General features: G+C 58.9%; 18 protein-coding genes. 6 read left to right on the plus strand and 12 right to left on the minus strand.

Annotation, left to right across the window (positions count from 1 at the left end; genetic code table 11):
• Positions 1 to 62: 62 nt before the first annotated feature.
• The gene (malP, locus tag RTX96_RS06475) at positions 63 to 2,456 is read left to right on the plus strand and encodes a maltodextrin phosphorylase (RefSeq protein ID WP_312670590.1); all 2,394 of its coding nucleotides are present in this window, start codon (positions 63 to 65) and stop codon (positions 2,454 to 2,456) included.
• Positions 2,457 to 2,464: 8 nt separating this feature from the next.
• Positions 2,465 to 4,552 carry a 4-alpha-glucanotransferase gene (gene malQ, locus RTX96_RS06480; RefSeq protein WP_312670591.1) on the plus strand — a complete coding sequence of 696 codons (2,088 nt, stop codon included), beginning with the start codon at positions 2,465 to 2,467 and terminating at the stop codon, positions 4,550 to 4,552.
• Positions 4,553 to 4,590: 38 nt separating this feature from the next.
• Here the strand turns inward: malQ and gntT are convergent, their stop codons facing one another.
• The 3 genes from gntT to gntX all read right to left on the minus strand — a co-directional run bounded on the left by gntT (position 4,591) and on the right by gntX (position 7,451).
• Positions 4,591 to 5,907, minus strand: coding sequence for a gluconate transporter (gene gntT / locus RTX96_RS06485; protein ID WP_103820334.1), 1,317 nt, complete (start codon positions 5,905 to 5,907; stop codon positions 4,591 to 4,593).
• Positions 5,908 to 6,132: 225 nt separating this feature from the next.
• Positions 6,133 to 6,708, minus strand: a complete 576-nt coding sequence (gene nfuA / locus RTX96_RS06490) for a Fe-S biogenesis protein NfuA (protein WP_103820333.1) — start codon at positions 6,706 to 6,708, stop codon at positions 6,133 to 6,135.
• A 59-nt stretch (positions 6,709 to 6,767) separates the two neighbouring features.
• Positions 6,768 to 7,451 (minus strand): DNA utilization protein GntX, encoded by a 684-nt coding sequence (gene gntX / locus RTX96_RS06495; RefSeq protein ID WP_103820332.1) that lies wholly within the window; start codon positions 7,449 to 7,451, stop codon positions 6,768 to 6,770.
• Positions 7,452 to 7,488: 37 nt separating this feature from the next.
• On the opposite strand from gntX, the gene bioH reads away from it, so the two are divergent.
• Both bioH and RTX96_RS06505 read left to right on the plus strand, forming a co-directional pair.
• Positions 7,489 to 8,286, plus strand: a complete 798-nt coding sequence (gene bioH / locus RTX96_RS06500; protein WP_312670592.1) for a pimeloyl-ACP methyl ester esterase BioH — start codon at positions 7,489 to 7,491, stop codon at positions 8,284 to 8,286.
• Between the two features lie 68 nt (positions 8,287 to 8,354).
• Positions 8,355 to 8,624 (plus strand): YdgH/BhsA/McbA-like domain containing protein, encoded by a 270-nt coding sequence (locus tag RTX96_RS06505; RefSeq protein ID WP_103820330.1) that lies wholly within the window; start codon positions 8,355 to 8,357, stop codon positions 8,622 to 8,624.
• A gap of 54 nt (positions 8,625 to 8,678) precedes the next feature.
• On the opposite strand, the gene feoB is transcribed toward RTX96_RS06505, so the two are convergent.
• From feoB to greB, 4 genes are all read right to left on the minus strand, one after another.
• Positions 8,679 to 11,057, minus strand: a complete 2,379-nt coding sequence (feoB, locus tag RTX96_RS06510; protein WP_312670593.1) for a Fe(2+) transporter permease subunit FeoB — start codon at positions 11,055 to 11,057, stop codon at positions 8,679 to 8,681.
• Positions 11,058 to 11,085: 28 nt separating this feature from the next.
• Positions 11,086 to 11,313 (minus strand): ferrous iron transporter A, encoded by a 228-nt coding sequence (gene feoA, locus RTX96_RS06515; RefSeq protein ID WP_103820327.1) that lies wholly within the window; start codon positions 11,311 to 11,313, stop codon positions 11,086 to 11,088.
• A 320-nt stretch (positions 11,314 to 11,633) separates the two neighbouring features.
• A complete protein-coding gene (locus tag RTX96_RS06520) occupies positions 11,634 to 13,964 on the minus strand; it encodes a Tex family protein (RefSeq protein ID WP_312670594.1) in 2,331 nt (776 codons plus the stop codon).
• 99 nt (positions 13,965 to 14,063) lie between these two features.
• Positions 14,064 to 14,537 carry a transcription elongation factor GreB gene (greB, locus tag RTX96_RS06525; protein WP_103820325.1) on the minus strand — a complete coding sequence of 158 codons (474 nt, stop codon included), beginning with the start codon at positions 14,535 to 14,537 and terminating at the stop codon, positions 14,064 to 14,066.
• A gap of 139 nt (positions 14,538 to 14,676) precedes the next feature.
• Between greB and ompR the strand changes: the two genes are divergently transcribed.
• Both ompR and envZ read left to right on the plus strand, forming a co-directional pair.
• On the plus strand, positions 14,677 to 15,396 hold the full coding sequence (gene ompR, locus RTX96_RS06530; protein ID WP_042393138.1) for a two-component system response regulator OmpR: 720 nt from the start codon (positions 14,677 to 14,679) through the stop codon (positions 15,394 to 15,396).
• Positions 15,393 to 16,730 carry a two-component system sensor histidine kinase EnvZ gene (gene envZ, locus RTX96_RS06535; RefSeq protein WP_103820324.1) on the plus strand — a complete coding sequence of 446 codons (1,338 nt, stop codon included), beginning with the start codon at positions 15,393 to 15,395 and terminating at the stop codon, positions 16,728 to 16,730. The genes ompR and envZ overlap by 4 nt, the downstream gene beginning before the upstream one ends.
• Before the next feature lie 92 nt (positions 16,731 to 16,822).
• Here envZ and pckA read toward each other — a convergent pair whose 3' ends face one another.
• From pckA to RTX96_RS06560, 5 genes are all read right to left on the minus strand, one after another.
• Positions 16,823 to 18,442 carry a phosphoenolpyruvate carboxykinase (ATP) gene (gene pckA, locus RTX96_RS06540; RefSeq protein ID WP_312670595.1) on the minus strand — a complete coding sequence of 540 codons (1,620 nt, stop codon included), beginning with the start codon at positions 18,440 to 18,442 and terminating at the stop codon, positions 16,823 to 16,825.
• A 346-nt stretch (positions 18,443 to 18,788) separates the two neighbouring features.
• A complete protein-coding gene (gene hslO, locus RTX96_RS06545; protein WP_312268515.1) occupies positions 18,789 to 19,667 on the minus strand; it encodes an Hsp33 family molecular chaperone HslO in 879 nt (292 codons plus the stop codon).
• 24 nt (positions 19,668 to 19,691) lie between these two features.
• Positions 19,692 to 20,093 carry a ribosome-associated heat shock protein Hsp15 gene (gene hslR / locus RTX96_RS06550; protein WP_103820321.1) on the minus strand — a complete coding sequence of 134 codons (402 nt, stop codon included), beginning with the start codon at positions 20,091 to 20,093 and terminating at the stop codon, positions 19,692 to 19,694.
• Between the two features lie 10 nt (positions 20,094 to 20,103).
• Positions 20,104 to 20,772 carry a GMP/IMP nucleotidase gene (yrfG, locus tag RTX96_RS06555; RefSeq protein ID WP_312670596.1) on the minus strand — a complete coding sequence of 223 codons (669 nt, stop codon included), beginning with the start codon at positions 20,770 to 20,772 and terminating at the stop codon, positions 20,104 to 20,106.
• A gap of 75 nt (positions 20,773 to 20,847) precedes the next feature.
• Positions 20,848 to 22,983 carry an intracellular growth attenuator family protein gene (locus tag RTX96_RS06560; RefSeq protein WP_312670597.1) on the minus strand — a complete coding sequence of 712 codons (2,136 nt, stop codon included), beginning with the start codon at positions 22,981 to 22,983 and terminating at the stop codon, positions 20,848 to 20,850.
• Between the last annotated feature and the right edge of the window lie 154 nt (positions 22,984 to 23,137).

The raw sequence follows: 23,137 nt of genomic DNA on the forward strand, positions 1-23,137 counted from the left end.
CGCCGTATGGGCCAGGCAAACTAGCGTTAACGTTGTTTTTACTTACAGGATCCCCGTTTGCTATGTCACAGCCAACCTTTAATAAAGCTCAGTTTGCCGCTGCCCTGACGCGTCAGTGGCAGCGTTTTGGTCTCCGTTCCGCCGAAGAGATGACCCCCCACCAGTGGTGGCACGCGGTGAGCGGCGCGCTGGCGGAGCAGCTTGCTGCCCAGGCGGTAGCCAAACCCGCAGAGGATCAGCGCCACGTAAACTACATCTCAATGGAGTTTCTGATTGGCCGCCTGACTGGCAACAACCTGCTTAACATGGGCTGGTATCAGGAGGTGAGCGATCTGCTGGAAACGCATAACGTCAACCTGACCGACCTGCTGGAGGAGGAGATCGATCCGGCGCTGGGCAACGGTGGGTTAGGACGGCTGGCGGCCTGCTTCCTTGACTCGATGGCGACGGTAGGCCAGCCCGCTATCGGCTACGGCCTGAACTATCAGTACGGTCTGTTCCGCCAGTCCTTTGTCGACGGGCAGCAGCAGGAGGCCCCGGACGACTGGCATCGCGGCAGCTACCCCTGGTTCCAGCACAACGCCGCGCTGGACGTTAAGGTCAACCTTGGCGGCAAGGTGAGCCGGGACGGACGCTGGGAGCCCGCATTTTCCCTGGTCGGCGAGGCGTGGGATCTGCCGGTGCTGGGCTATCGTAACGGCGTAGCGCAGCCTCTGCGACTGTGGCAGGCTAAGCACGCTCACCCGTTCGATCTGACTAAATTTAACGACGGCGATTTCCTGCGTGCCGAACAGCAGGGTATCGACGCCGAAAAGCTGACTAAGGTTCTCTATCCTAACGACAACCACACCGCGGGTAAAAAGCTGCGCCTGATGCAGCAGTACTTCCAGTGCGCCTGCTCGGTAGCGGATATTCTGCGCCGTCACCATCTGGCCGGGCGCAAGCTGGCGGAGCTGCCCGACTACGAAGTCATCCAGCTCAACGATACCCACCCGACCATCGCCATTCCGGAGATGCTGCGCGTGCTGATCGACGAGCATCAGCTGAGCTGGGACGAGGCGTGGTCGATTACCAGCCGCCTGTTTGCCTATACCAACCATACGCTGATGCCGGAGGCGCTGGAGAACTGGCATGAGCGGCTGCTGAAGCCGCTGCTGCCGCGCCATATGCAGATCATCAAAGAGATCAACGATCGCTTTAAAAAGCAGGTGGTGAAAACCTGGCCGAGCAACGAAGCGGTATGGGCGAAGCTGGCGGTGGTGTATGACGGCCAGGTGCGCATGGCTAACCTCTGTGTAGTGAGCGGTTTCGCGGTTAACGGCGTGGCGGCGCTACACTCGGACCTGGTGGTGAAGGATCTCTTCCCGGAGTATCACCAGCTGTGGCCGAACAAGTTCCATAACGTCACTAACGGCATCACCCCGCGCCGCTGGATCAAGCAGTGCAACCCGGCGCTGGCTTCCCTCATCGACAGCACCCTGAAGAAAGAGTGGGTCAACGATCTTGACCAGCTGCTGGCCCTGGAGAAGTACGCCGACGACGCGAGCTTCCGTCAGCAGTATCGCGCTATCAAGCAGGAGAACAAGACGCGGCTGGTGGAGTTTGTGAAAGCGCGTACCGGTATCGTCATTAATCCTGACGCTATTTTTGATATCCAGATCAAGCGCCTGCATGAGTACAAGCGTCAGCATCTGAACCTGCTGCACATCCTCGCTCTCTACAAAGAGATCCGCGAGAACCCGGAGGCGGATCGCGTGCCGCGCGTCTTCCTGTTCGGGGCCAAAGCCGCGCCGGGCTACTACCTGGCGAAAAACATTATCTTTGCTATCAATAAGGTGGCGGAGGCGATCAACAACGACCCACGCGTGGGCGACAAGCTGAAGGTGGTCTTCCTGCCGGACTACTGCGTCTCGGCGGCCGAGAAGCTGATCCCGGCGGCGGATGTCTCCGAGCAGATCTCTACCGCCGGGAAGGAGGCCTCCGGTACCGGCAACATGAAGCTGGCGCTAAACGGCGCGCTCACCGTGGGCACGCTGGATGGGGCAAACGTCGAGATTGCCGAGAAGGTCGGCGAAGAGAATATCTTCATCTTCGGCCATACTGTGGAAGAGGTGAAGGCCCTGAAGGCGAAGGGCTACGATCCTGTTAAATGGCGCAAGAAAGACAAGCTGTTGAATGCGATCCTCAAAGAGCTGGAGAGCGGTAAATACAGCGACGGCGACAAGCATGCTTTCGACCTGATGCTGCACAGCATTGGCAAAGAGGGGGGCGATCCCTATCTGGTTGCCGCTGACTTTGCCGCCTACGTTGAGGCGCAAAAACAGGTCGACGTGCTCTATCGTGACCAGGAGGCGTGGACCCGCGCGGCGATCCTCAATACCGCCCGCTGCGGCATGTTCAGCTCCGATCGCTCAATTCGTGACTATCAAAACCTGATCTGGCAGGCCAAACGCTAAGGAGCGCCATGGAAAGTAAACGTCTGGCTGACGCCGCGCTGGCGGCGGGCATTAGCCCTAACTATATCAACGCCCACGGCAAACCCCAGTCAATTGGTGCCGACACCAAGCGGCGTTTGCTTAACGCGATGCACCCCGCTGCGGCCAAAAAGGCGGCAGCGGCTCCCATACCTCAGGTTAAGGTGCTTATTCACGGTAAAAGGCTGTCGTTGCCCGTTGAGGGCAGCGGCGAATTTAGCTGGACGCTCACGACCGAAACCGGCGAGCAGCACCAGGGGACGTTCCGCGACAAGAAGCGGATGACGCTGCCCGCCTCGCTGGCAGAGGGTTATCACACGTTAACTCTGCGTCAGGGTAAAAAGCAGTGGCAGTGCCGGGTGATTGTCGCCCCGCCGCGCTGCTATGAGCCCGAGGCGCTGCTGGCGGGCAAAAAGCTGTGGGGTGCCACCGTGCAGCTCTACACCCTGCGCTCGGAGAAAAACTGGGGTATCGGCGACTTTGGCGATCTGAAGGCCATGCTGGTCGAGGTCGGGAAGCGGGGCGGGGCGTTTATCGGCCTCAATCCGGTTCATGCGCTCTACCCGGCGATGCCGGAGAGCGCCAGCCCCTATAGCCCCTCCTCACGGCGCTGGCTTAACGTGCTCTATATCGACGTCAACGCCATAGAGGATTACCAGCGCAGCGACGAGGCGCAGGCGTGGTGGAAGATGGACTCCACCCAGAAAGCGCTCAATGCGGCGCGCGACAGCGAGTGGGTCGATTATGCCAGCGTCACCGCCCTGAAGCTGGCGGCGCTCAAAATGGCGTGGCGTCTCTTTGCCGATCGGGCGGACGACGACGCGCAAATGGCGGCGTTTCGCGGTTTTGTGCAGCAGCAGGGCGAGGGCCTCTACTGGCAGGCGGCGTTTGACGCTCTGCATGAATACCAGGTGAAAGAGGATGAGATGCGCTGGGGCTGGCCGGTATGGCCGGAAGCCTATCGGCGCACCGACAGCCCGCAGGTAAAAGCCTTCTGTCAGGAGCACGCCGACGAGGTGGATTTCTACCTCTGGCTCCAGTGGCTGGCCGCCGTTCAGCTGGCGGAGTGCTGGGAGACCAGCCAGGGGTTTGCGATGCCGATTGGCCTCTACCGCGATCTGGCGGTAGGCGTTGCCGAGGGCGGGTCGGAGACCTGGTGCGACCGGGAGCTTTACTGCCTGGAAGCCTCCGTGGGGGCGCCGCCGGATATTCTCGGGCCGCTGGGGCAAAACTGGGGCCTGCCGCCGATGGATCCGCATATCATCACCGCCCGCGGCTATGAGCCCTTTGTTCAGCTGCTGCGGGCCAACATGAAGAGCTGCGGCGCGCTGCGTATTGACCACGTGATGTCGCTCCTGCGTCTGTGGTGGATCCCCTACGGCGAGACGGCGGATCAGGGCGCGTATGTTCACTACCCGGTGGATGACATGCTGGCGATCCTTGCCCTGGAGAGCCAACGCCACCGCTGCATGGTCATCGGCGAAGATCTTGGCACCGTGCCGAAGGAGATCGTCAGCAAGCTGCGCGACAGCGGGGTCTACTCCTACAAGGTGCTCTATTTCGAAAGCGACGATAAAAAGCGGGTGCGCGCGCCAGAGGCATGGCCTGCTCAGTCGATGGCAGTTGCCACCACCCACGACCTGCCGACTCTGCGCGGCTACTGGGAGGCGGACGATCTGACCCTTGGCAAGACGCTTGGGCTCTATCCGGATGAAGAGGTATTGCGTGGCCTGTACGCGGATCGCGAGCGGGCGAAACAGGGCCTGCTGGACGCCTTGCACCAGCACGGCTGTCTGCCGAAGAGTACCGGACGCAAAGCGGCTCGCATGGCGATGAACGCCACCCTCAACCGAGGCCTGCAACGCTATATTGCCGACAGCAGCAGCGCGCTGCTTGGGCTACAGCCGGAAGACTGGCTGGATATGGCGGATCCGGTCAACGTGCCGGGCACCAGCTACCAGTACAAAAACTGGCGGCGCAAGCTGTCGACGTCGCTGGAGGAGATGTTTGCCGATGAGAAGGTGAACAGGCTGGTGAAGGATCTGGATAAGCGTCGTAGAGCGACAGTGAAGAAGTAAATAATCACCCGGCGGCGCAGCGCCGCCGGGCACATCAACTAAATCACCATTCCCAGCAGCAGACAGCCGATCAGGCCGCACACCGCGATAATGGTCTCCAGCGCCGACCATGATTTCATGGTCTCACCGATGCTCAGGTTGAAGTACTCCTTGAACAGCCAGAAGCCTGGATCGTTTACGTGGGAGAAGATCACGCTGCCGGAGCCGACGGCGATAACCATCAGCTCAGGGCTGACGCCGGTAGTGGCAATCAGCGGAGCCGCGATACCGCCAGCGGTGATGGCTGCCACGGTAGCAGAGCCGAGGGCGATACGCAGCACGGCGGCAATGGACCACGCCATAAAGAGCGGCGACAGGTTGGTGGAGTGCATCATCGCCGCGATGTATTTATCTACGCCGCTGTCCACCAGCACCTGCTTGAACGCGCCGCCGCCGCCGATAATCAGCAGCATCATGGCGATAATTTTAATTGAGGAGGTGATGGTATCGGTGATCTGATCCATCGAGCGGCCACGGTTAAGGCCAAAGGTGAAGATCGCGATCAGCACAGCAATCAGCGTCGCCATCACCGGATCGCCAAAGAACTCGGCATAAGAGAGTACCGGGTGGCCTTTTGGCAGCACCATCTCCGCCACGGCGCGACCGGCCATCAGGATCACCGGCACCAGCGAGGTCCAGACGCTGACGGCAAAGCTCGGCATCTCCGCTTCGGTAAAGGTTTTTGCGTTATAGAGGCCTTCCGGGATCGGCTTATCAATTTTCTTCAGGAAGCGCGCATAGACCGGGCCGGCCAGGATCACGGTTGGGATAGCCAGCAGCGTACCGTAGAGCAGGGTTTTGCCCATATCCGCGTGGAAGATGGTGGCGATAGCGGTTGGGCCTGGGTGCGGCGGCAGGAAGCCGTGGGTCACGGAGAGCGAGGCGGCCATCGGGACACCTACGTAGAGCAGCGGCACGCGCGCTTTCGCAGCGATAGTGAACACCAGCGGCAGCAGCAGGACAAAGCCCACCTCATAGAACAGGGCAAAGCCGACGGTAAAGCCGGTTAATACCACCGCCCACTGGATATATTTCTGACCAAATTTGGCAATCAAGGTGGTAGCGATCCGCTGGGCACCGCCGCAGTCCGCCAGCATCTTACCCAGCATCGCACCGAAGCCCATGATCAGGGCGAGGCTGCCGAGGGTACCGCCGACGCCTGCCTTAATGGAGGCAACAACTTTATCCACGGGCATTCCCTGCATCAGCCCGACGGCAAGCGCCACCAGGATCAATGCAATGAAGCCGTTTAATTTAAAGCGGATCATTAACAGAAGTAATAGAACAACACCGAGAGCAACGATGATAAGTGGCATGGTTTACCTGGCCTTTATGATGTTATGGGTAACGCTTATCTACAAAGTAACTGGCTTGTTAAGTAGTTTTAACTGCACAAAGGGATGATACGGGTAACATACAGGCGAATAGAATCACTTCAGGCCGGTAAATTTTAGAAGTGCGACGTGGGTCATATTATAAAGCGGGGTGGAGAAGCCCGGCCAGCGGAGCGCCGCCGGGCAGAACAGCAGAAGGCAGGTCGATCAGTAGTAGGAGTGTTCGCCGCGCTGGTGCTCGGTGAGATCGCGCACGCCTTTCAGCTCAGGGAACTCGTTCAGCAGCTGCTTCTCGATCCCCTCTTTCAGCGTGACGTCGACCATTGAGCAGCCGTTACAGCCGCCGCCAAACTGCAGAATGGCGTAGCCTTCATCGGTGATCTCCATCAGCGTGACGCGGCCACCGTGGCCAGCCAGCTGCGGGTTAATCTGCGACTGCAGCAGATACTCAACGCGCTCCATCAGCGGGGCATCGTCATTCACCTTACGCATCTTGGCGTTAGGGGCCTTCAGCGTCAGCTGCGAACCCAGCTGGTCAGTCACGAAGTCGATCTCCGCATCTTCCAGATACGGGGCGCTCAGCTCGTCGACATAGGCGGTCAGCAGCGAAAAGGTTAACGCGGTATCAGTTGCTTCCACTGCATCCGGCGGGCAGTAAGAGACGCCGCACTCGGCATTTGGCGTGCCTGGATTGATCACAAATACGCGGATTTGTGTTCCTTCTTCCTGATTTGCCAGCAGTTTGGCAAAGTGCGCCTGAGCTGCGTCGGAAATATGGATCATAGCAATGGCCTAAATAGTTGACTGTTTTACTTGGTTATAATACGCCCATCATCGCGCCTCTACAAGGTGCGACACAGGCACCATACCTGAACAGTCGCCGCGCCGCCCTGCAACAGCAGACGGGTGATCTCCGCAACGGTGCTGCCGGTAGTGACGACATCATCCACGATAGCGATATGGAGGCCGTCGAGAGGCAATTCAAGGCGAAAGGCATTTTTCAGATTGCTTTTTCGCTGTCGAGCGCTGAGAAAGTGCTGGGTCAGGGCCGGGCGGACACGGGTCAGGGTATGGCTGGCGTAGCGGCAGCTCAGCCAGCGTGCCAGCGGGCGGCTGAGAAGCTCGCTCTGGTTAAAGCCCCGCAGCCACTGACGGCGCGAGTAGAGCGGCACGCTGACGATGCGGTCCGGCAGCGCAAGCCGCGTGGTACGCCGGGCATCAAGAATGGCGAGCAATTGCAGTCGAGCCAGCGCCGCGGCCAGCTCCGGCCGACGGGAAAATTTCAGCTGGTGGATCAGCGCGCTAAGCGGCGGCGCGTAGGCGCTGACCGCCACCAGCCTCTGCCAGGGAGGCGGCTTTTGCAGGCAGCGTCCGCAGAGTAGCGTCGTGCTGGCGGCGGGCAGGCCGCACCGCGGGCAGACCCTATCCGGAAGGCGAATCGTCCGCTGGCAGACGGAGCAGATCCCTGAGCGGGGCAGGGCGAGCGGCATTCGGCATAGCCAGCACAAGCCTGGCGCTGTTAGCATACGTACCCTCCTGGACATGAGAAGAGAACAATAGCGGATGAACGACATCTGGTGGCAAACCAAAGGCGAAGGAAATTGTCATCTTGTGCTGCTGCACGGATGGGGACTGAATGCAGAGGTGTGGGATTGCATTACGGCGGATCTGGCCCCGCATTTTACGCTGCATCTGGTGGATCTGCCGGGCTATGGTCGCAGCACCGGCTTCGGCGCGCTGACCCTGTCCGAGATGACGGAGATTGTGCTGGCCCATGCGCCAAAGGAGGCGGTCTGGCTTGGCTGGAGCCTTGGCGGACTGGTGGCAAGCCAGGCGGCATTAAGCGCGCCCGATCGCGTTAGCGCCCTGGTGACGGTCGCCTCCTCCCCCTGCTTCAGCGCCGAAGATGACTGGCCGGGCATCAAACCCGAGGTGCTGTCCGGCTTCCAGCAGCAGCTGAGCGATAACTTTCAACGCACCGTGGAACGTTTTCTGGCCCTGCAAACCCTGGGCACGGAGACCGCCCGGGACGATGCCCGCAAGCTGAAGCACGCCGTGCTGGCGCTACCGATGCCGTCGGTAGAGGTGCTCAACGGCGGGCTGGAGATCCTGAAAACCGCCGATCTGCGCGAACCGCTCGCGCAGCTGACGCAGCCGTTCCTGCGTCTCTATGGGCGTCTTGACGGGCTTGTGCCGCGCAATATCGTGCCGTGGCTGGACGCGCAGTGGCCACAGAGCGAGTCACAGGTGTTTGCTAAGGCGGCACACGCACCCTTCATTTCGCATCCTGAGGCGTTTTGCCAGATCCTGGTGGAGTTTACGCAGCAGCTGGCGAAACGGCTGGAACAGACTAAAATTTAAACGTATTTATCGATTTGGCGTTCCAACAAAAAGCGTAATGGCATCCACTACCGTATGGAGTAAAGGCTATGAAACGTACAGCAGGTATCGTTGTATCTCTGGTTATTGGCGCACTCTCGTTTAGCGTGATGGCGGCGGAAGAGGTACAGAAAGATAAGATTAAAGAGATGAATCTGACCAAAGTGGGCACCATCAGCACCTCGGATACGTCAGCACCGATGGATGCCCGGGCAGAGCTGGAGAAGAAAGCCGATGAGCTGGGCGGCAAGTACTATGTGATCACCAGCGGCGACAAAATCAGTAAAGATATTCGCGCCACGGCGGACGTCTACAAGTAATTGCAGCCAGGCGGGCAGTGCGCCCGCCTCCGTTCTTTAGCGCAGCATCTACTGTTAGTGCTGACATGCCTTGCTCTGCGAGCAGGTTTTACATTTTCCCTTCAGATATCCCTCCGCCTCCTCTTCAACATATTCAACGTGTATGACACTGGCCGCCGTTTTACGCGCCGCCAGCAGGTTGACGTCGACCCGGCTTCTGGCGCGGCGCAGGCCACCCAGCAGCAGAACGTTAAACAGCACCACCGCCAGTATGCAGGTCAGGCTGTATCGTGGGTGGGCGCTAAAGCTGGCGGTCTGGTAGAAGAGCGTAGCCAGCGAATAAGCGATATTCAGCCCCCAGAGGATCGAGAAGCCCATCCAGCCACGGCTGGCTTCACGGGCGATCGCCCCCATCACCGAGATGCAGGGGATATAGAGCAGGACGAAGATCAGGTAGCTGTACGCGGCGGCGGGGCTGCCAAATTTATCGCCCATCACGCCCATCGTGCCGGTCGCCATCTCGCCATCGCCTTTGCTCGCCTCAATGGGGTTAGCCAGCACGCTCAGGCTAAAGGTATCGGCCAGGCTCTGCCAGGTCTCCTGCAGTGCGCCGGTAAGCTCATCCGTCAGGCTGAAGGTGGCGGGGTCAAATGCCTCCTGCTCAATGTTCTCGGCGGTATAGAGGGTGTTCAGCGTGCCGACGACCACCTCTTTCGCCATTGCGCCGGTGAAGAGGCCGACGGTGGCCTGCCAGTTATCCTCGTGGACGCCGATGGGCTTAAGCAGCGGAGTAAAGACCCGGCTGACGGCGGCCAGCGCCGAGTCGTTGATGCTGGTCGCCGCCGTCCCGCTCAGCGTAAAGCTGTTCAGGGCGCTCAGGAAGATGCTGACCACCACAATCACCTTCCCGGCGCGCAGCACAAAGCCCTTCAGCCGCTGCCAGGTCTGGATCGCCAGGCTCTTCAGATGGGGAACATGGTAGACCGGTAGCTCCATCACAAAGGGCGATGCTTCCCCGCGCATGATGGTGTGCTTGAGCATCAGCCCGGTAAGGATCGCCATCACGATGCCGAGCAGGTAGAGGGAGAAGACCGCCAGCGCCCCCTCCTGGCCGAAAAAGGCGGCGGCAAATACGGCGAAGATAGCCAGCCGTGCCCCGCAGGACATAAACGGCGCCATCATAATGGTCATCAGGCGCTCGCGCGGTGCGTCAAGGGTACGCGCCCCCATCACTGAAGGTACGTTACAGCCGAAGCCGACGATCAGCGGAACAAAGGATTTTCCGGGCAGGCCAAGGGACTGCATCAGGCGATCCATTACAAAGGCCGCCCGCGCCATGTAGCCTGAGTCCTCAAGGAAGGAGAGGAACAGGTACATCATGCCGATCTGCGGTACCAGCGGCAGGACGGTGTTGATGCCGCCCCCGATCCCCTGGGCCAGGAAGATGGTCAGCCACTGCGGGAAGTGCAGGGTATAGCCCAGCCACTGCGTACCATGAATAAAGATGGCCACCGAGCCGGCGTCGAAAACAGGCGACAGCGCGCCGCCGATGTTGATGGCGAGCACGAACATAACGTACATCACCAGCAGGAAGATGGGCAGGCCCAGCACGCGGTTGATGATGATCCGGTCCATCGCGGCGGTAAAGCGGCTCGGTTCGGCGGTAAGGGTGTTGCTGACCGTGTCGCAAATGGCGGCGATGGTCTGGTAGCGGGCGTCGGCAATGTGCAAGGCCGGATCGTCCATCTCCTCGCCGAGGCGCGCCAGCGATGCCTCCAGCTGGTGGGCGGCATCCCCGGCATAGGCGCGGCTATAGATATCGCCTTCCAGCATCTGCAGGCCCAGCCAGCGGCGCTGCTGAAGGGGCATATCGGCGGTCATCGCCTGCGCCAGCGTTTCGGCTTCGTGTAACAGAGGCTGGGCGTAGTGAACCCGCTCGATATCGCTGTTGCGCTGATGGCGATCGATGGCCATCTTCAGCGCCTCAATGCCGCGCCCACGCGTCGAGACCAGCGGCACCACCGGACAGCCAAGGCGTGCGGCGAGGGCATCGATATCGATACGAATCTGCTGCTTCTCGGCTATATCCAGCATGTTCAGCGCGACGATGCAGGGAATGCCCAGCTCGAGCAGTTGCAGCGTCAGGTAGAGGTTACGCTCCAGGTTCGAGGCATCGACGACGTTGATCAGCATATCGGCATCGCCGCTGAGAATATAGTGACAGGCGATCTGCTCATCGAGGGAGGTTTGCGACGAAATGGTGGTCAGCGAGTAGGTGCCAGGCAGATCGACCAGCGTTACCTGGGCATCGGTAGTGGTAAAGGAGCCCTCTTTGCGCTCGACGGTGACCCCCGCCCAGTTGCCCACGCGCTGGCGTGCGCCCGTGAGCTGGTTAAAAAGGGTCGTCTTGCCGGAATTAGGATTACCAATAAGGCCAAGGGTTAATTTTTTCATAATAGCAGACTCATTGCGTGGAGCGCCGTTATTGCGGCAGGGCTTCCACCTCTAATAACGCGAGATCTTTTTTACGTAATACCAGGCTGACGCGCCGGGTTTCAATATGAATGGGATCGCCTAAGGGGGCGACACGCACCACGTTAAAGGATGACCCGGGGAGCATGCCCAGAGAGAGCAATTTTTGCCGATAGGCCGGGCTAATTTCACGGGAAAACCCCACGATTTTCCACGCGCTGGCTGGCGAGAAGGACATAGGACCTACTGGATTAATGGTTAAATAATCAACAGGACAATGGTAATGATAATAGTTTTTATCAGCAATCATTAAAATGTGTGGGAGTGTTGAATTGGGTAAGAATGACTATTAGTTTTGATTTAGCGCAATATTCGCCGCTACTCTTTTAACAGCGAGAATTAATTAATATACGTTGTAGCAACATATAAAATTATATTTATTCACTTTGGAAATGGCGTAGGCCGGGCAAACGCAGTGCCGCCCGGCATTACAAGGTCAGTATGATAATGCCCGGTGGCGCTACGCTTACCGGGCCTACATCGTGAGCAGGAAAAGCGTTACCGTTTTTTACCCATCGCCGCTGCCAGCGCATCCATCATCGCGCTGTTGCCAGCTGGCTGTGCCTCGCGACCACGCGGCTTCGCCGGGCGTGATGCGGGTTCACGCTGCGCGCCGTTACCGTTGCCGCCGCCGCGACGGGCGTTGCCTTCGCCAGGCTGCTGGTCCAGACGCATGGTCAGGGCGATACGCTTGCGGGGCAGATCAACCTCCAGCACCTTCACTTTGACAATATCGCCCGCCTTCACCACCGTATGGGGATCCTCAACGAACTTATTAGCCAGAGAAGAGATGTGGACCAGGCCGTCCTGATGGACGCCGATATCCACAAACGCACCGAAGTTGGTCACGTTGGTGACCGCGCCTTCGAGGATCATCCCCGGCTGCAGGTCGTTCATGGTCTCAACGCCATCGGCAAAGGTGGCGGTTTTAAACTCGGGGCGTGGGTCGCGGCCGGGTTTCTCCAGCTCTTTGATGATGTCGGTCACCGTCGGCACGCCAAAGCGCTCGTCGGTAAAGTCGGACGCTTTCAGGCCGCGTAGATTACTGCTGTTGCCCATCAGGTCGCGCAGCGAGTGCTCGGTCGCGGCCAGGATACGCTCGACCACCGGGTAGGCTTCCGGGTGAACGGTGGAGGCATCCAGCGGGTTATCGCCGTGGTTGATACGCAGGAAGCCTGCGCACTGCTCAAAGGCTTTTGGCCCAAGACGGCTCACCTTCAGCAGCTGCTGACGGTTGTGGAACTGGCCGTTCTCGTCGCGCCACGCCACGATGTTCTGCGCCATCATCCGCGTCAGGCCCGCCACGCGCGTCAGCAGCGGTACGGAGGCGGTGTTGAGATCGACACCCACGGCGTTCACGCAGTCTTCCACTACCGCATCCAGCTTACGGGCCAGCTGGGTCTGGCTCACATCGTGCTGATACTGGCCAACCCCGATGGATTTCGGATCGATCTTCACCAGCTCCGCCAGCGGATCCTGCAGGCGACGGGCGATGGAGACCGCGCCGCGCAGCGAAACGTCGAGACCGGGGAACTCCTGCGCCGCCAGTTCGGAGGCGGAGTAGACCGACGCCCCCGCTTCGCTGACGATCACTTTCTGGCCTTTCACGTGTGGGAACTGCTTCTGTACGTCGAGATAGAAACGCTCGGTTTCGCGAGAGGCGGTACCGTTACCGATCGCCACCAGCTCCACGTTATGTTTTTCGCACAGCGCAGCCACGACGGCGGCGGCTTTCGCAGCCTGACCGGTGTGGGGGTAGATGGTATCGGTCGCCACCAGCTTGCCGGTGCCGTCGACAACGGCCACCTTCACGCCGGTACGCAGGCCGGGATCGAGACCCATCGTCGCGCGTAGCCCGGCGGGGGCCGCCATCAGCAGATCGTGCAGGTTGCGGGCAAATACGTTAATGGCTTCATCTTCGGCGCGCTCGCGCACCGTGCCCATCAGCTCGGTCTCAAGATGCATCAGCACCTTGATGCGCCAGGTCCAGCTCACTACGCCTTTCCGCCAGCTGTCCGCCGGGGCGTTGTTCAGGCGCAGGCCCAGATGGTCGATAATAATCTGCTCGCCGTGGCTCTCTTTCGGCGGCTCGTCAAACTGCGGATCGGCATTCAGCGCCAGCTGCAGCACGCCCTCGTTGCGGCCGCGGAACATCGCCAGCGCACGGTGGGACGGCACGCCAGAGATTGGCTCATGGTGATCGAAGTAGTCGCGGAACTTCGCTCCCTCTTCCTCTTTGCCAGCGACGACGGTCGACGTCAGATGGGCATTTTTCCACAGGTAGTCGCGCACCTTCGCCAGCAGGGCAGCATCCTCGGCAAAACGCTCCATCAGGATGTAGCGCGCGCCGTCTAGCGCGGCTTTGCTGTCGGCCACGCCTTTATCGGCGTCAATGAACTTCTCTGCTTCGGTTTGCGGATCGTGCGACGGCGTGTTCCACAGCAGCTCCGCCAGCGGCTCGAGACCCGCTTCGATGGCGATCTGCCCGCGGGTGCGCCGTTTTTGTTTGTACGGCAGGTAGAGGTCTTCGAGTTCGGTTTTATTCAGGGTGCCGTTGATGGCCTTCGCCAGATCGTCGGTCAGCTTCCCCTGTTCACCGATGGATTTCAGGATCGCCTGACGTCTGTCTTCCAGTTCACGCAGATAGCCAAGGCGGGTCTCCAGGTTACGCAGCTGCGTATCATCCAGACCGCCAGTCACTTCCTTACGATAACGTGCAATAAACGGCACGGTGTTCCCTTCATCAAGCAGGCGAACGGCAGCTTCTACCTGTTCAGCTCTGGCCTGAAGTTCACCCGCAATAATGCGGCAGAGCGAATCATTCATCATGGCTATTTCATCTAGTGGATCGGGTGGTGGATCGAAAATCAGGGGGATAGTTATACGGACTGGCTGGCAAAAATGCCAGCCGGGGAGGATGCTCCAGGACTATTTAACGTACTCGATTTCGTTGACGTACCAGCTTGCTTCGCCGCCCGGCGTCTGCACAATCGCCAGGTCACCCACCTCTTTCTTTAGCAGCGCGCGAGCCATCGGGGAGTCGATAGAGATATAGTCCTTGCGGCCAAAAATTTCGTCGTAGCCCACGATGCGAAACCGTTTGGTGTCGCCGTCATCGTTCTCGATCTCCACCCACGCGCCAAAGAAGACTTTGCCCTCCTGCTGCGGGGAGTAATCGACAATTTTCAGGTTTTCCAGACATTTCGTCAGGTATCTGACACGGCGGTCAATTTCCCGCAGGCGTTTTTTATTATACTGATAGTCAGCATTCTCACTGCGGTCACCGAGGCTTGCGGCCCAGGTCACCTTTTTAGTGACCTCCGGGCGCTCCTGACGCCAGAGATAGTCCAGCTCCTGTTTAAGCTTGTCGTAACCTTCTCGGGTGATAAGTGGCGTTTTCATCCGGTTTCTGCCTTTAAGCTGCTGTTAAATATGCTTTGTAACAATTTCGACTAGAATGTATACCAGATTTAGCTGGTGGTCGGCGCACACTTTTTTAGAATACGCACTTATATTGTCCGAACCTTTGGGAGTACAAACAATGCAAGAGAATTATAAGATTCTGGTCGTCGATGACGATATGCGCCTGCGCGCACTGCTGGAACGTTATCTCACCGAGCAAGGCTTCCAGGTTCGCAGCGTGGCCAACGCAGAACAGATGGATCGCCTGCTTACCCGTGAATCTTTCCACCTGATGGTACTCGACCTGATGCTTCCCGGCGAGGATGGTTTGTCCATCTGCCGCCGCCTGCGTAGCCAGAGCAACCCTATGCCGATCATTATGGTGACGGCGAAAGGGGAAGAGGTTGACCGTATCGTAGGGCTGGAGATCGGCGCAGACGACTATATTCCGAAGCCGTTTAACCCTCGCGAACTGCTGGCCCGCATCCGTGCGGTGCTGCGCCGCCAGGCCAACGAACTGCCCGGCGCGCCGTCGCAGGATGAGGCCGTTATTCAGTTTGGTAAGTTCAAGCTCAACCTCGGCACCCGTGAAATGTTCCGCGAAGATGAGCCGATGCCGCTCACCAGCGGTGAGTTTGCGGTACTGAAGGCGCTGGTCAGCCATCCGCGTGAGCCGCTCTCCCGCGATAAGCTGATGAACCTGGCGCGCGGCCGTGAATACTCGGCGATGGAGCGCTCCATTGACGTGCAGATCTCCCGCCTGCGCCGCATGGTGGAAGAGGATCCGGCGCACCCGCGCTATATTCAGACCGTCTGGGGTCTGGGCTACGTCTTTGTGCCGGACGGCTCTAAAGCATGAGGCGACTGCGCTTCTCGCCGCGAAGTTCATTTGCCCGCACGCTGCTGCTGATTGTCACCCTGCTGTTTGTCAGCCTGGTGACAACCTATCTGGTGGTGCTGAACTTTGCGATCCTGCCCAGCCTGCAGCAGTTTAATAAGGTGCTGGCGTACGAAGTCCGTATGCTGATGACCGATAAGCTGCAGCTGGAGGATGGCACGCAGCTGGTGGTGCCCCCGGCTTTTCGCCGGGAGATCTATCGCGAGCTGGGGATTTCGCTCTACTCGAACGAGGCGGCGGAAGATGCCGGTCTGCGCTGGGCGCAGCACTATGGTTTTTTAAGCCAGCAGATGGCCCAGCAGCTGGGTGGTCCGACGGAAGTGCGCGTCGAGGTAAACAAAAGCTCGCCGGTGGTGTGGCTGAAGACCTGGCTGTCGCCCAATATCTGGGTGCGCGTGCCGCTCACTGAGATCCATCAGGGCGACTTCTCACCGCTGTTCCGCTATACCCTGGCGATTATGCTGCTGGCGATAGGCGGGGCGTGGCTCTTTATACGTATTCAGAACCGACCGCTGGTGGATCTTGAGCATGCGGCGCTGAAGGTGGGGAAAGGGCAGATCCCACCCCCGCTGCGCGAGTACGGCGCGTCGGAGGTGCGCTCCGTGACCCGGGCCTTCAACCAGATGGCGGCAGGGGTCAAGCAGCTTGCCGACGATCGTACCCTGCTGATGGCTGGCGTCAGTCACGATCTGCGTACGCCGCTGACCCGCATTCGGCTGGCGACGGAGATGATGGGCGAGCAGGATGGCTACCTGTCGGAGTCGATCAACAAAGATATCGAAGAGTGCAACGCCATCATCGAACAGTTTATCGACTATCTGCGTACCGGGCAGGAGATGCCGATGGAGATAGCCGAGCTGAATGCGGTGCTGGGGGAAGTCATTGCGGCAGAGAGCGGCTACGAGCGTGAAATTGACACTGCGCTCTATCCGGAAGAGATCTACCTGCGGATGCATCCACTGTCGATTAAGCGCGCCATCGCCAATATGGTGGTGAACGCCGCCCGCTACGGTAACGGCTGGATCCGGGTCAGCAGCGGCAGCGAGGCGAACCGCGCCTGGTTCCAGGTCGAGGACGACGGTCCGGGTATCAAGCCGGAGCAGCGCAAGCACCTGTTCCAGCCCTTTGTGCGCGGCGACAGCGCCCGCAGTACCAGCGGCACCGGACTAGGGCTGGCCATCGTACAGCGTATCGTTGATAACCATAACGGTATGCTGGAGCTCAGCACCAGCGAGCGCGGCGGTCTTGCCATTCGCGCCTGGTTCCCCGTACCGGTCACCCGTGTACAAAGTTAAGCCTATTAAAAATGCCCGGTGGCGGCTTCGCCTTACCGGGCCTACGGCTGTGGTTTTGTAGCCCCGGCAAGCAAAGCGCCGCCGGGGAGAGGTTATAACTTCGGTCCCGCGCTAACCAACGCCGCACCCGCTGGCGTATCGGTATACTTCTCAAAGTTCTCAATAAACAGCTTCGCCAGCGCGGTGGCCTTCTCCTGCCACTGCTCGGGAGAGGCGTAGGTATTACGCGGGTCGAGGATCTGCGGATCGACGCCCGGCAGGCTGGTAGGGATCGCCAGATCAAATATTGGCAGCGTAAAGGTGTCAGCCTCATCAATGGATCCGTCGAGGATGGCATCAATAATGGCCCGCGTATCCTTAATAGAGATCCGTTTCCCCGTGCCGTTCCAGCCGGTATTCACCAGATAGGCCTGCGCGCCGGAGGCCTGCATCCGTTTAACCAGCACCTCGGCATACTGCGTCGGATGCAGAGAGAGGAACGCTGCGCCGAAGCAGGCAGAGAAGGTGGGGGTAGGCTCCGTTACGCCGCGCTCGGTACCGGCCAACTTGGCGGTAAAGCCGGAGAGAAAGTGGTACTGCGTCTGGTTAGCGGTCAGGCGTGAAACCGGCGGCAGTACGCCAAAGGCGTCGGCGGTGAGGAAAATAACCTTTGTCGCGTGGCCCGCTTTTGACACCGGCTTGACGATATTATCGATATGGTAGATGGGATAAGAGACGCGGGTGTTTTCGGTCTTGCTGCCGTCATCAAAATCGATAGTGCCGTCGTCGCGTACGGTCACGTTCTCCAGCAGCGCGTCACGGCGGATCGCGTTATAGATGTCCGGCTCCGCCTCGCGGGAGAGTTTGATGGTCTTGGCGTAGCAGCCGCCCTCAAAGTTAAACACGCCGTCGTCATCCCAGCCGTGCTCGTCATCGCCAATCAGGCGGCGCTTGGGATCGGTGGAGAGCGTGGTTTTGCCGGTGCCGGAGAGGCCAAAGAACACCGCGACATCGCCCGCTTCGCCGACGTTCGCCGAGCAGTGCATAGAGGCAACGCCCTTAAGCGGCAGCAGGTAGTTCATAATCGAGAACATCCCTTTTTTCATCTCGCCGCCGTACCAGGTTCCGCCGATAAGCTGAATACGCTCGGTCAGATTAAAGGCGACAAAATTCTCAGAGTGGAGACCCTGCGTCTTCCACTGCGGGTTCGTGCATTTTGCGCCGTTCATGACGATAAAGTCCGGCGTAAAGTCAGCCAGCTCCTCCTCTGTCGGGCGGATAAACATGTTTTTCACAAAGTGCGCCTGCCAGGCCACTTCGGTAATAAAGCGCACGGCGAGGCGGGTATCAGCATTCGCACCGCAAAAAGCGTCGATAATAAACAGCCGCTTGCCGGAGAGCTGCTCGGTCACCAGCCCTTTCAGCTGCTGCCATACCGCGGGAGAGAGCGGTTTGTTGTCGTTTTTGCCTTTGCCTTTATCGGCCCACCACACGGTATCGCGGGTGGTGTCATCGCGGACAATGTACTTATCTTTCGGCGAACGCCCGGTAAACACGCCGGTATCGACGGCGACGGCGCCCGAATTCGTCAGTATGCCCCGCTCAAATCCTTCCAGGTCTGGACGGAGTTCCTCCTGATACAGCGTATCGTAGTCGGGGTTATAGACGATATCCTGAACATCATTGATACCATAAGCCTTGAGATCCTGCGGGGTTAAACGTTTAACGCGCATGTCACTGCTCCTTAGCCAATATGTATTGCCTGCGATTGTAGGGTTATTCTGAGGGGGGTAACCGCGACGAGGCTCATAGATTTACGCATCCAGACACGCCTTCGCTGGTGAAAACGCTATTACATGTACCCGCAAGCGAGACAAATTATGGCAGGATTCATCAGATGCATAGTGAAAATGCTCCATAAAGGCAAAACGCAGGTCATTTTATCGGTAAGATTGTGAGTGTAATCGCTTTCCGGTAATAAAATTACGTAACGGTTTCAGGAAAGTGATGATCAGCGCGGTAGTGATAGGGAAGGGGGGAGCAGCGCGCCGTCGGGCGACGCGCTGGGGGAGCAAGTAATCAGTGTACTTGTGGATCGGCAGGAGAAGCGTTGTTGCGGATCTCGGCAATATCCATCGCGTTAAACAGATAGTGATTGCCACAGTAGTCGCAATGCATATCGATTTCGCCATCTTCCTCCAGAATGCTGTCGATCTCCTCATCCGGCAGGGTTTTTAATGCCCCGGCACAGCGTTCACGGGAGCAGGTACACTTGAACTCAACGTCCTGCGGATCGTAGAGCGTCACCTCTTCTTCGTGATACAGACGCCACAGCACTTCGTTCGCCGGCAGGGTCAGCAGCTCTTCCGTTTTGATGGTATCGGTCAGCGTCGCCAGATGTTCAAAGTCGTTAGCGTCGGTATCCTGGGCTGGCAGCACCTGTAACAGCATACCGCCTGCGGCAGGCAGGCCATCGACCTCGCCGGTGCGGATATAGAGGCGCGTCGGCAGCTGCTCTGAGCGCATGAAGTAGTCCTCCAGGCATGCCGCCAGCGTATCGCCTTCCAGACCCACCACGCCCTGATAGCGTTCGCCCTCTTCCGGGGAAATGGTGATCACCAGATAGCCGTTGCCGACCAGGGTTTTCAGATCGGCATCGTCCGCGATCTCGCCCTGCACACGGGCCACACCGCGCAGCTGCTGCTGGTTGTTGCCGTTGATCACCGCCAGGCTCATCGGGCCATCGCCCTGCAGCTGGACGGTAATATCACCGGCAAACTTCAGCGTGGCGGTCAACAGGCTGGTGGCCACCAGCAGCTCCGCGAGGATGTTTTTCACCGGCTGCGGGTAGCTGTGGTTTTCAAGGATCTGCCGCAGGCTTTCGGATACCGTTACCAGTTCGCCACGAACAGCGTAGTTTTCAAACAGATAGCGGTGTAATTGGTCGTGTTGGGCCATAATTATCTCTCTGGAGGGCGACGACTATTCGTCATCACCGTATTTAAATTTCATCAGGTCGCGGCGCTCTTTTTTATCCGGGCGGCGCTCCGGATGCGGCATCGTTAACGCGTTCATCTTGCGGGCTAGCGCCATCTTCTCGCGTTTTTCAATACTCTCCGCCGTCTCTTCATACAGCGCCACCGCCTCGCTTGCCGGACGGCGCTGATCGGTGATGGCTTTTATCACCACCGTACGTTCATCGTTTCCCTGGCGCAGGGTCAGCGTGGCATTCAGCTCGACGGCTTTCCCCGGTTTGCTGCGTTGCCCGTTGTAGTGCACTTTACCGCCCTCAATCATCTCGCGGGCAAGAGCACGGGTTTTGTAAAAACGCGCCGCCCAGAGCCATTTGTCTAAGCGGACTTCTTGCGCGGGCTTCTCTTTCATCGCATCTCCTTCATTTGAGGGAGGGGATCAGGCGGCGATAGTCGTTGAGTCCAGGATGGCGCTGATAACGCTTCTCCGCCAGCCCGGAGTCAGGATTGGTGACGCCGAGGCAGTAACGAATACCGAATGTCGCCGCTGCATCCAGAATCGGCTCGCTGTCATCAATAAACAGCGTCTTCTCCGGATTCAGGCCGGTAGCCTCAACGACGGCCTGCCACAATCGTTCATCCTCTTTCGGATAACCAAATGTGTGGGTAGAAAGCAATAAATCAAGGTGTGCGCCAAGTCCGGTATGCTCAAGCTTCACCGCCAGGTTGTGCGGATGCGCATTGGTGAGCAGGATCCGACGCTTGCCGCAGGCTTTCAGCGCGTCCAGAAAAGGCACGGTATCCTCACGCAGGATGGCACGCGGCCCTTGGGCGGTGGTCATGGCACAGATATCGAGGCCGAGACGTTCGCTCCAGTAATCCAGACAGTACCAGTTTAGCGTATGCTGCACGGCATGGTACTCCGCCTGTATGTGCGCCTGCGCTTGTGACGGCGTCAGGCCGCGCGTGGAACCAAAGGTTTCCGGTACCAGCGTCTGCCAGAAGTAGTTATCGAACGCCAGATCCAGCAGCGTGCCGTCCATATCCAGCAGCACGGTCTCCACGTCCTGCCAGTTGATATCAATATGCATGAGGAACTCCTGCGAACGGTTAAGCGCGACAGGGTAGCATACCCCGACGCGCACCGCTTTTATCAGATCAGGCTATCAGATGAGGCTGTCGGAGGCCTGCAGCAGCTGCGGGTTCAGGCAGCTGTCGTAATACTCCTGAATATCGGCAAGACGTGAGCGATGGCGCTGGTAGCGGCGAATCGCCTGAACGGCGTTATAGAGGGTGCAGACGATCATCGCCAGCAGCAGCAGCGCGGTACCAATATAGCGCCACAGCCCGGCGCTGGATGGCATCCGGTGCAGGCTGACATGCTTCGTTCCGTTGGCATCGGTATAGATATTCGTGACGATACCCTCGGCGCTAAACGGGGTCTGCATCAGCATTTGGGCCAGCCGCTGGAACTCGTTCCACTGCTCCTGTGGCGGATAGTCATAGAGCGCGATGGGTGGCCAGGGCTGATCCACCAGCTCGCTGCCTTCATCGCTGGCAATCACAAACCCGCCCGGCGCCGGGCTATTCAGCGCCTGGGCGGCACGGGACGTCTCGCGCAGCAGGAAGGGGGCGGTTGAGGTAGTGACCAGATTATCGAGGGATTCGGCGCTGACCGGACGCAGCAGGACGTTTACGCCGCTGAGCCTGCCAGCGCTGGCGCGTTTGGTCAGCGTCTCCCAATCTTTGGTGTTACCGAGGTTTACCAGCGCATTTTTAAGCCTTACGCACTCATCTTCGGCAGAGCAGAGATCCTGGGTTTTCAGCACGATCTCGGCAAAATCATCCAGCAGCACCATACCCGACTTCTGAATCGCCGAGCGCAGCGCGGCGCTGACGTGGGAATCCTCCTCGCTGGAGGGGTGCAGCTGGCGGTTAACCGCCTGGATCAGCGCGTTCGCTTTATTGACGATATCGGATTCCGGCAGCGGCAGCGGCGGCGCGTCGTTCCAGATAATCTGCGAGCAGTCGAACGGTGAGAAGGGGGAGTTTTGCCGCCCGCGCCAGTTCTCCTGCATATGGATATTGCACATGCCGGTCCCCTGGATACTCAGGGTATCGCCTACCCGCAGCCCGGCCTGCTCCAGCTGGCTGACGCTGGTGGCCTCAACGGTCTGTGCGCCTTTCATCCACGACAGGGTAAATTTAACCGGCATATCCAGCGGCACCCAGATCAGCAGCAGCACCAGCACCACCAGCGCGCCGAGAGAGATAATTGCGCTGCGCAGCCAGTGCTGTAAGGGGAAGTTGATTGCTTCATCATGCAGGGATAAAAACCGTCCCTGGCGCACCACGTGGCGGTCGAGATAGATATCAATATCGGTCTGCTGGCCCAGATCCTGGGTGATATAGGGCTGCCAGTGGCGGGGGTAGATCAGATCGATAATTCCTAACGAGATGTTATTGATCTGCTCCTGGTTGTTTTCACCAAACAGCCCCCAGCGCCGGGGCGTGCCGCGCAGACAGTGGATCTCCCGCAGGGTATTTTTAGCCGGCGGGGCGAAGATCCCCCACAGTCCGGCGGCGAGCAGCATGACCGCACCGCCAGCCATCCACGGTACAAAAACGTCCGGCGTCGCGAGACAGAAATAGAACAGCAGGAATGAGGTAACGATCAAGAGCGCTTCGCGCAGGCCGTCCGGGCGACTGAGAGCATACTCCTCTCGCGTCTCCTGACGAATATTCAGCAACTCAATCTGTTCGCTCTCTTCCCCACGGATAGAGGTCTGGGTGGACGAGGGCAGCTCCAGCGCATAGCCGCGCGCTTCCTGGATTGAGTCGCTTAGCGTATGGCCGTTAAGAGAGATCACCAGCGGCAGCGTATCGGTGCGGATAAGCTCAACCACGTTCTCGTCGGTAATATACTGTTCCCAGAACGGCGGCAAATGGACTTCGACCGAGTCGAGGAAGTAGCGCCACTTATTCAGATCGTCGCTGTTAATGCCGTAGCGGGTGATCGAGTGGGTAACGGAGAGTACCGTATTGCTTTGTGCATTCAGGGAGAGCGAGATCGGCGCCGCGGTGGCGCCCGTCAGGCCAGGCGCCTGCTGGGTACGGGATAGCGTCTCGATATAGGCTTCTACCGCGCTACGCTCTTCCGGCGTGAGCTTACGGTTCGCCGCGCCGGCAAAATCCGGCAGGTACGGCAGACGGAAGCGACGGTGTGAACGTCGTCTGAAGAACCACCCTGCAAGGAGTGCGCAGGCCAGCATAGCAGCGATAAAAATCAAAATGGTGCTCATGCTTTTCCCATCTTACTTTTCTTACAGAGGTGTAGTCGGTGCACCTTGTTGGCGAAGCGAATAGTAGCAGCGCGCGATGGTAACAAAGCCGTGTCGTGGACCATATCAGCAAATTCTTAGTTTTATTTCAATCTCTTGACTTTTTTAGTGAAAT

The organism is Pseudescherichia sp. (genome assembly GCF_032052675.1).
In the GTDB taxonomy this organism is placed as follows: domain Bacteria; phylum Pseudomonadota; class Gammaproteobacteria; order Enterobacterales; family Enterobacteriaceae; genus Pseudescherichia.

What these genes read in the sequence shown, in the direction of transcription:
- malP (WP_312670590.1), top strand. Translation starts at nt 63, where the DNA reads ATGTCACAGCCAACCTTTAATAAAGCTCAGTTTGCCGCTGCCCTGACG.
- malQ (WP_312670591.1), top strand. Translation starts at nt 2,465, where the DNA reads ATGGAAAGTAAACGTCTGGCTGACGCCGCGCTGGCGGCGGGCATTAGC.
- gntT (WP_103820334.1), bottom strand. Translation starts at nt 5,907, where the DNA reads ATGCCACTTATCATCGTTGCTCTCGGTGTTGTTCTATTACTTCTGTTA.
- nfuA (WP_103820333.1), bottom strand. Translation starts at nt 6,708, where the DNA reads ATGATCCATATTTCCGACGCAGCTCAGGCGCACTTTGCCAAACTGCTG.
- gntX (WP_103820332.1), bottom strand. Translation starts at nt 7,451, where the DNA reads ATGCTAACAGCGCCAGGCTTGTGCTGGCTATGCCGAATGCCGCTCGCC.
- bioH (WP_312670592.1), top strand. Translation starts at nt 7,489, where the DNA reads ATGAACGACATCTGGTGGCAAACCAAAGGCGAAGGAAATTGTCATCTT.
- RTX96_RS06505 (WP_103820330.1), top strand. Translation starts at nt 8,355, where the DNA reads ATGAAACGTACAGCAGGTATCGTTGTATCTCTGGTTATTGGCGCACTC.
- feoB (WP_312670593.1), bottom strand. Translation starts at nt 11,057, where the DNA reads ATGAAAAAATTAACCCTTGGCCTTATTGGTAATCCTAATTCCGGCAAG.
- feoA (WP_103820327.1), bottom strand. Translation starts at nt 11,313, where the DNA reads ATGTCCTTCTCGCCAGCCAGCGCGTGGAAAATCGTGGGGTTTTCCCGT.
- RTX96_RS06520 (WP_312670594.1), bottom strand. Translation starts at nt 13,964, where the DNA reads ATGATGAATGATTCGCTCTGCCGCATTATTGCGGGTGAACTTCAGGCC.
- greB (WP_103820325.1), bottom strand. Translation starts at nt 14,537, where the DNA reads ATGAAAACGCCACTTATCACCCGAGAAGGTTACGACAAGCTTAAACAG.
- ompR (WP_042393138.1), top strand. Translation starts at nt 14,677, where the DNA reads ATGCAAGAGAATTATAAGATTCTGGTCGTCGATGACGATATGCGCCTG.
- envZ (WP_103820324.1), top strand. Translation starts at nt 15,393, where the DNA reads ATGAGGCGACTGCGCTTCTCGCCGCGAAGTTCATTTGCCCGCACGCTG.
- pckA (WP_312670595.1), bottom strand. Translation starts at nt 18,442, where the DNA reads ATGCGCGTTAAACGTTTAACCCCGCAGGATCTCAAGGCTTATGGTATC.
- hslO (WP_312268515.1), bottom strand. Translation starts at nt 19,667, where the DNA reads ATGGCCCAACACGACCAATTACACCGCTATCTGTTTGAAAACTACGCT.
- hslR (WP_103820321.1), bottom strand. Translation starts at nt 20,093, where the DNA reads ATGAAAGAGAAGCCCGCGCAAGAAGTCCGCTTAGACAAATGGCTCTGG.
- yrfG (WP_312670596.1), bottom strand. Translation starts at nt 20,772, where the DNA reads ATGCATATTGATATCAACTGGCAGGACGTGGAGACCGTGCTGCTGGAT.
- RTX96_RS06560 (WP_312670597.1), bottom strand. Translation starts at nt 22,983, where the DNA reads ATGAGCACCATTTTGATTTTTATCGCTGCTATGCTGGCCTGCGCACTC.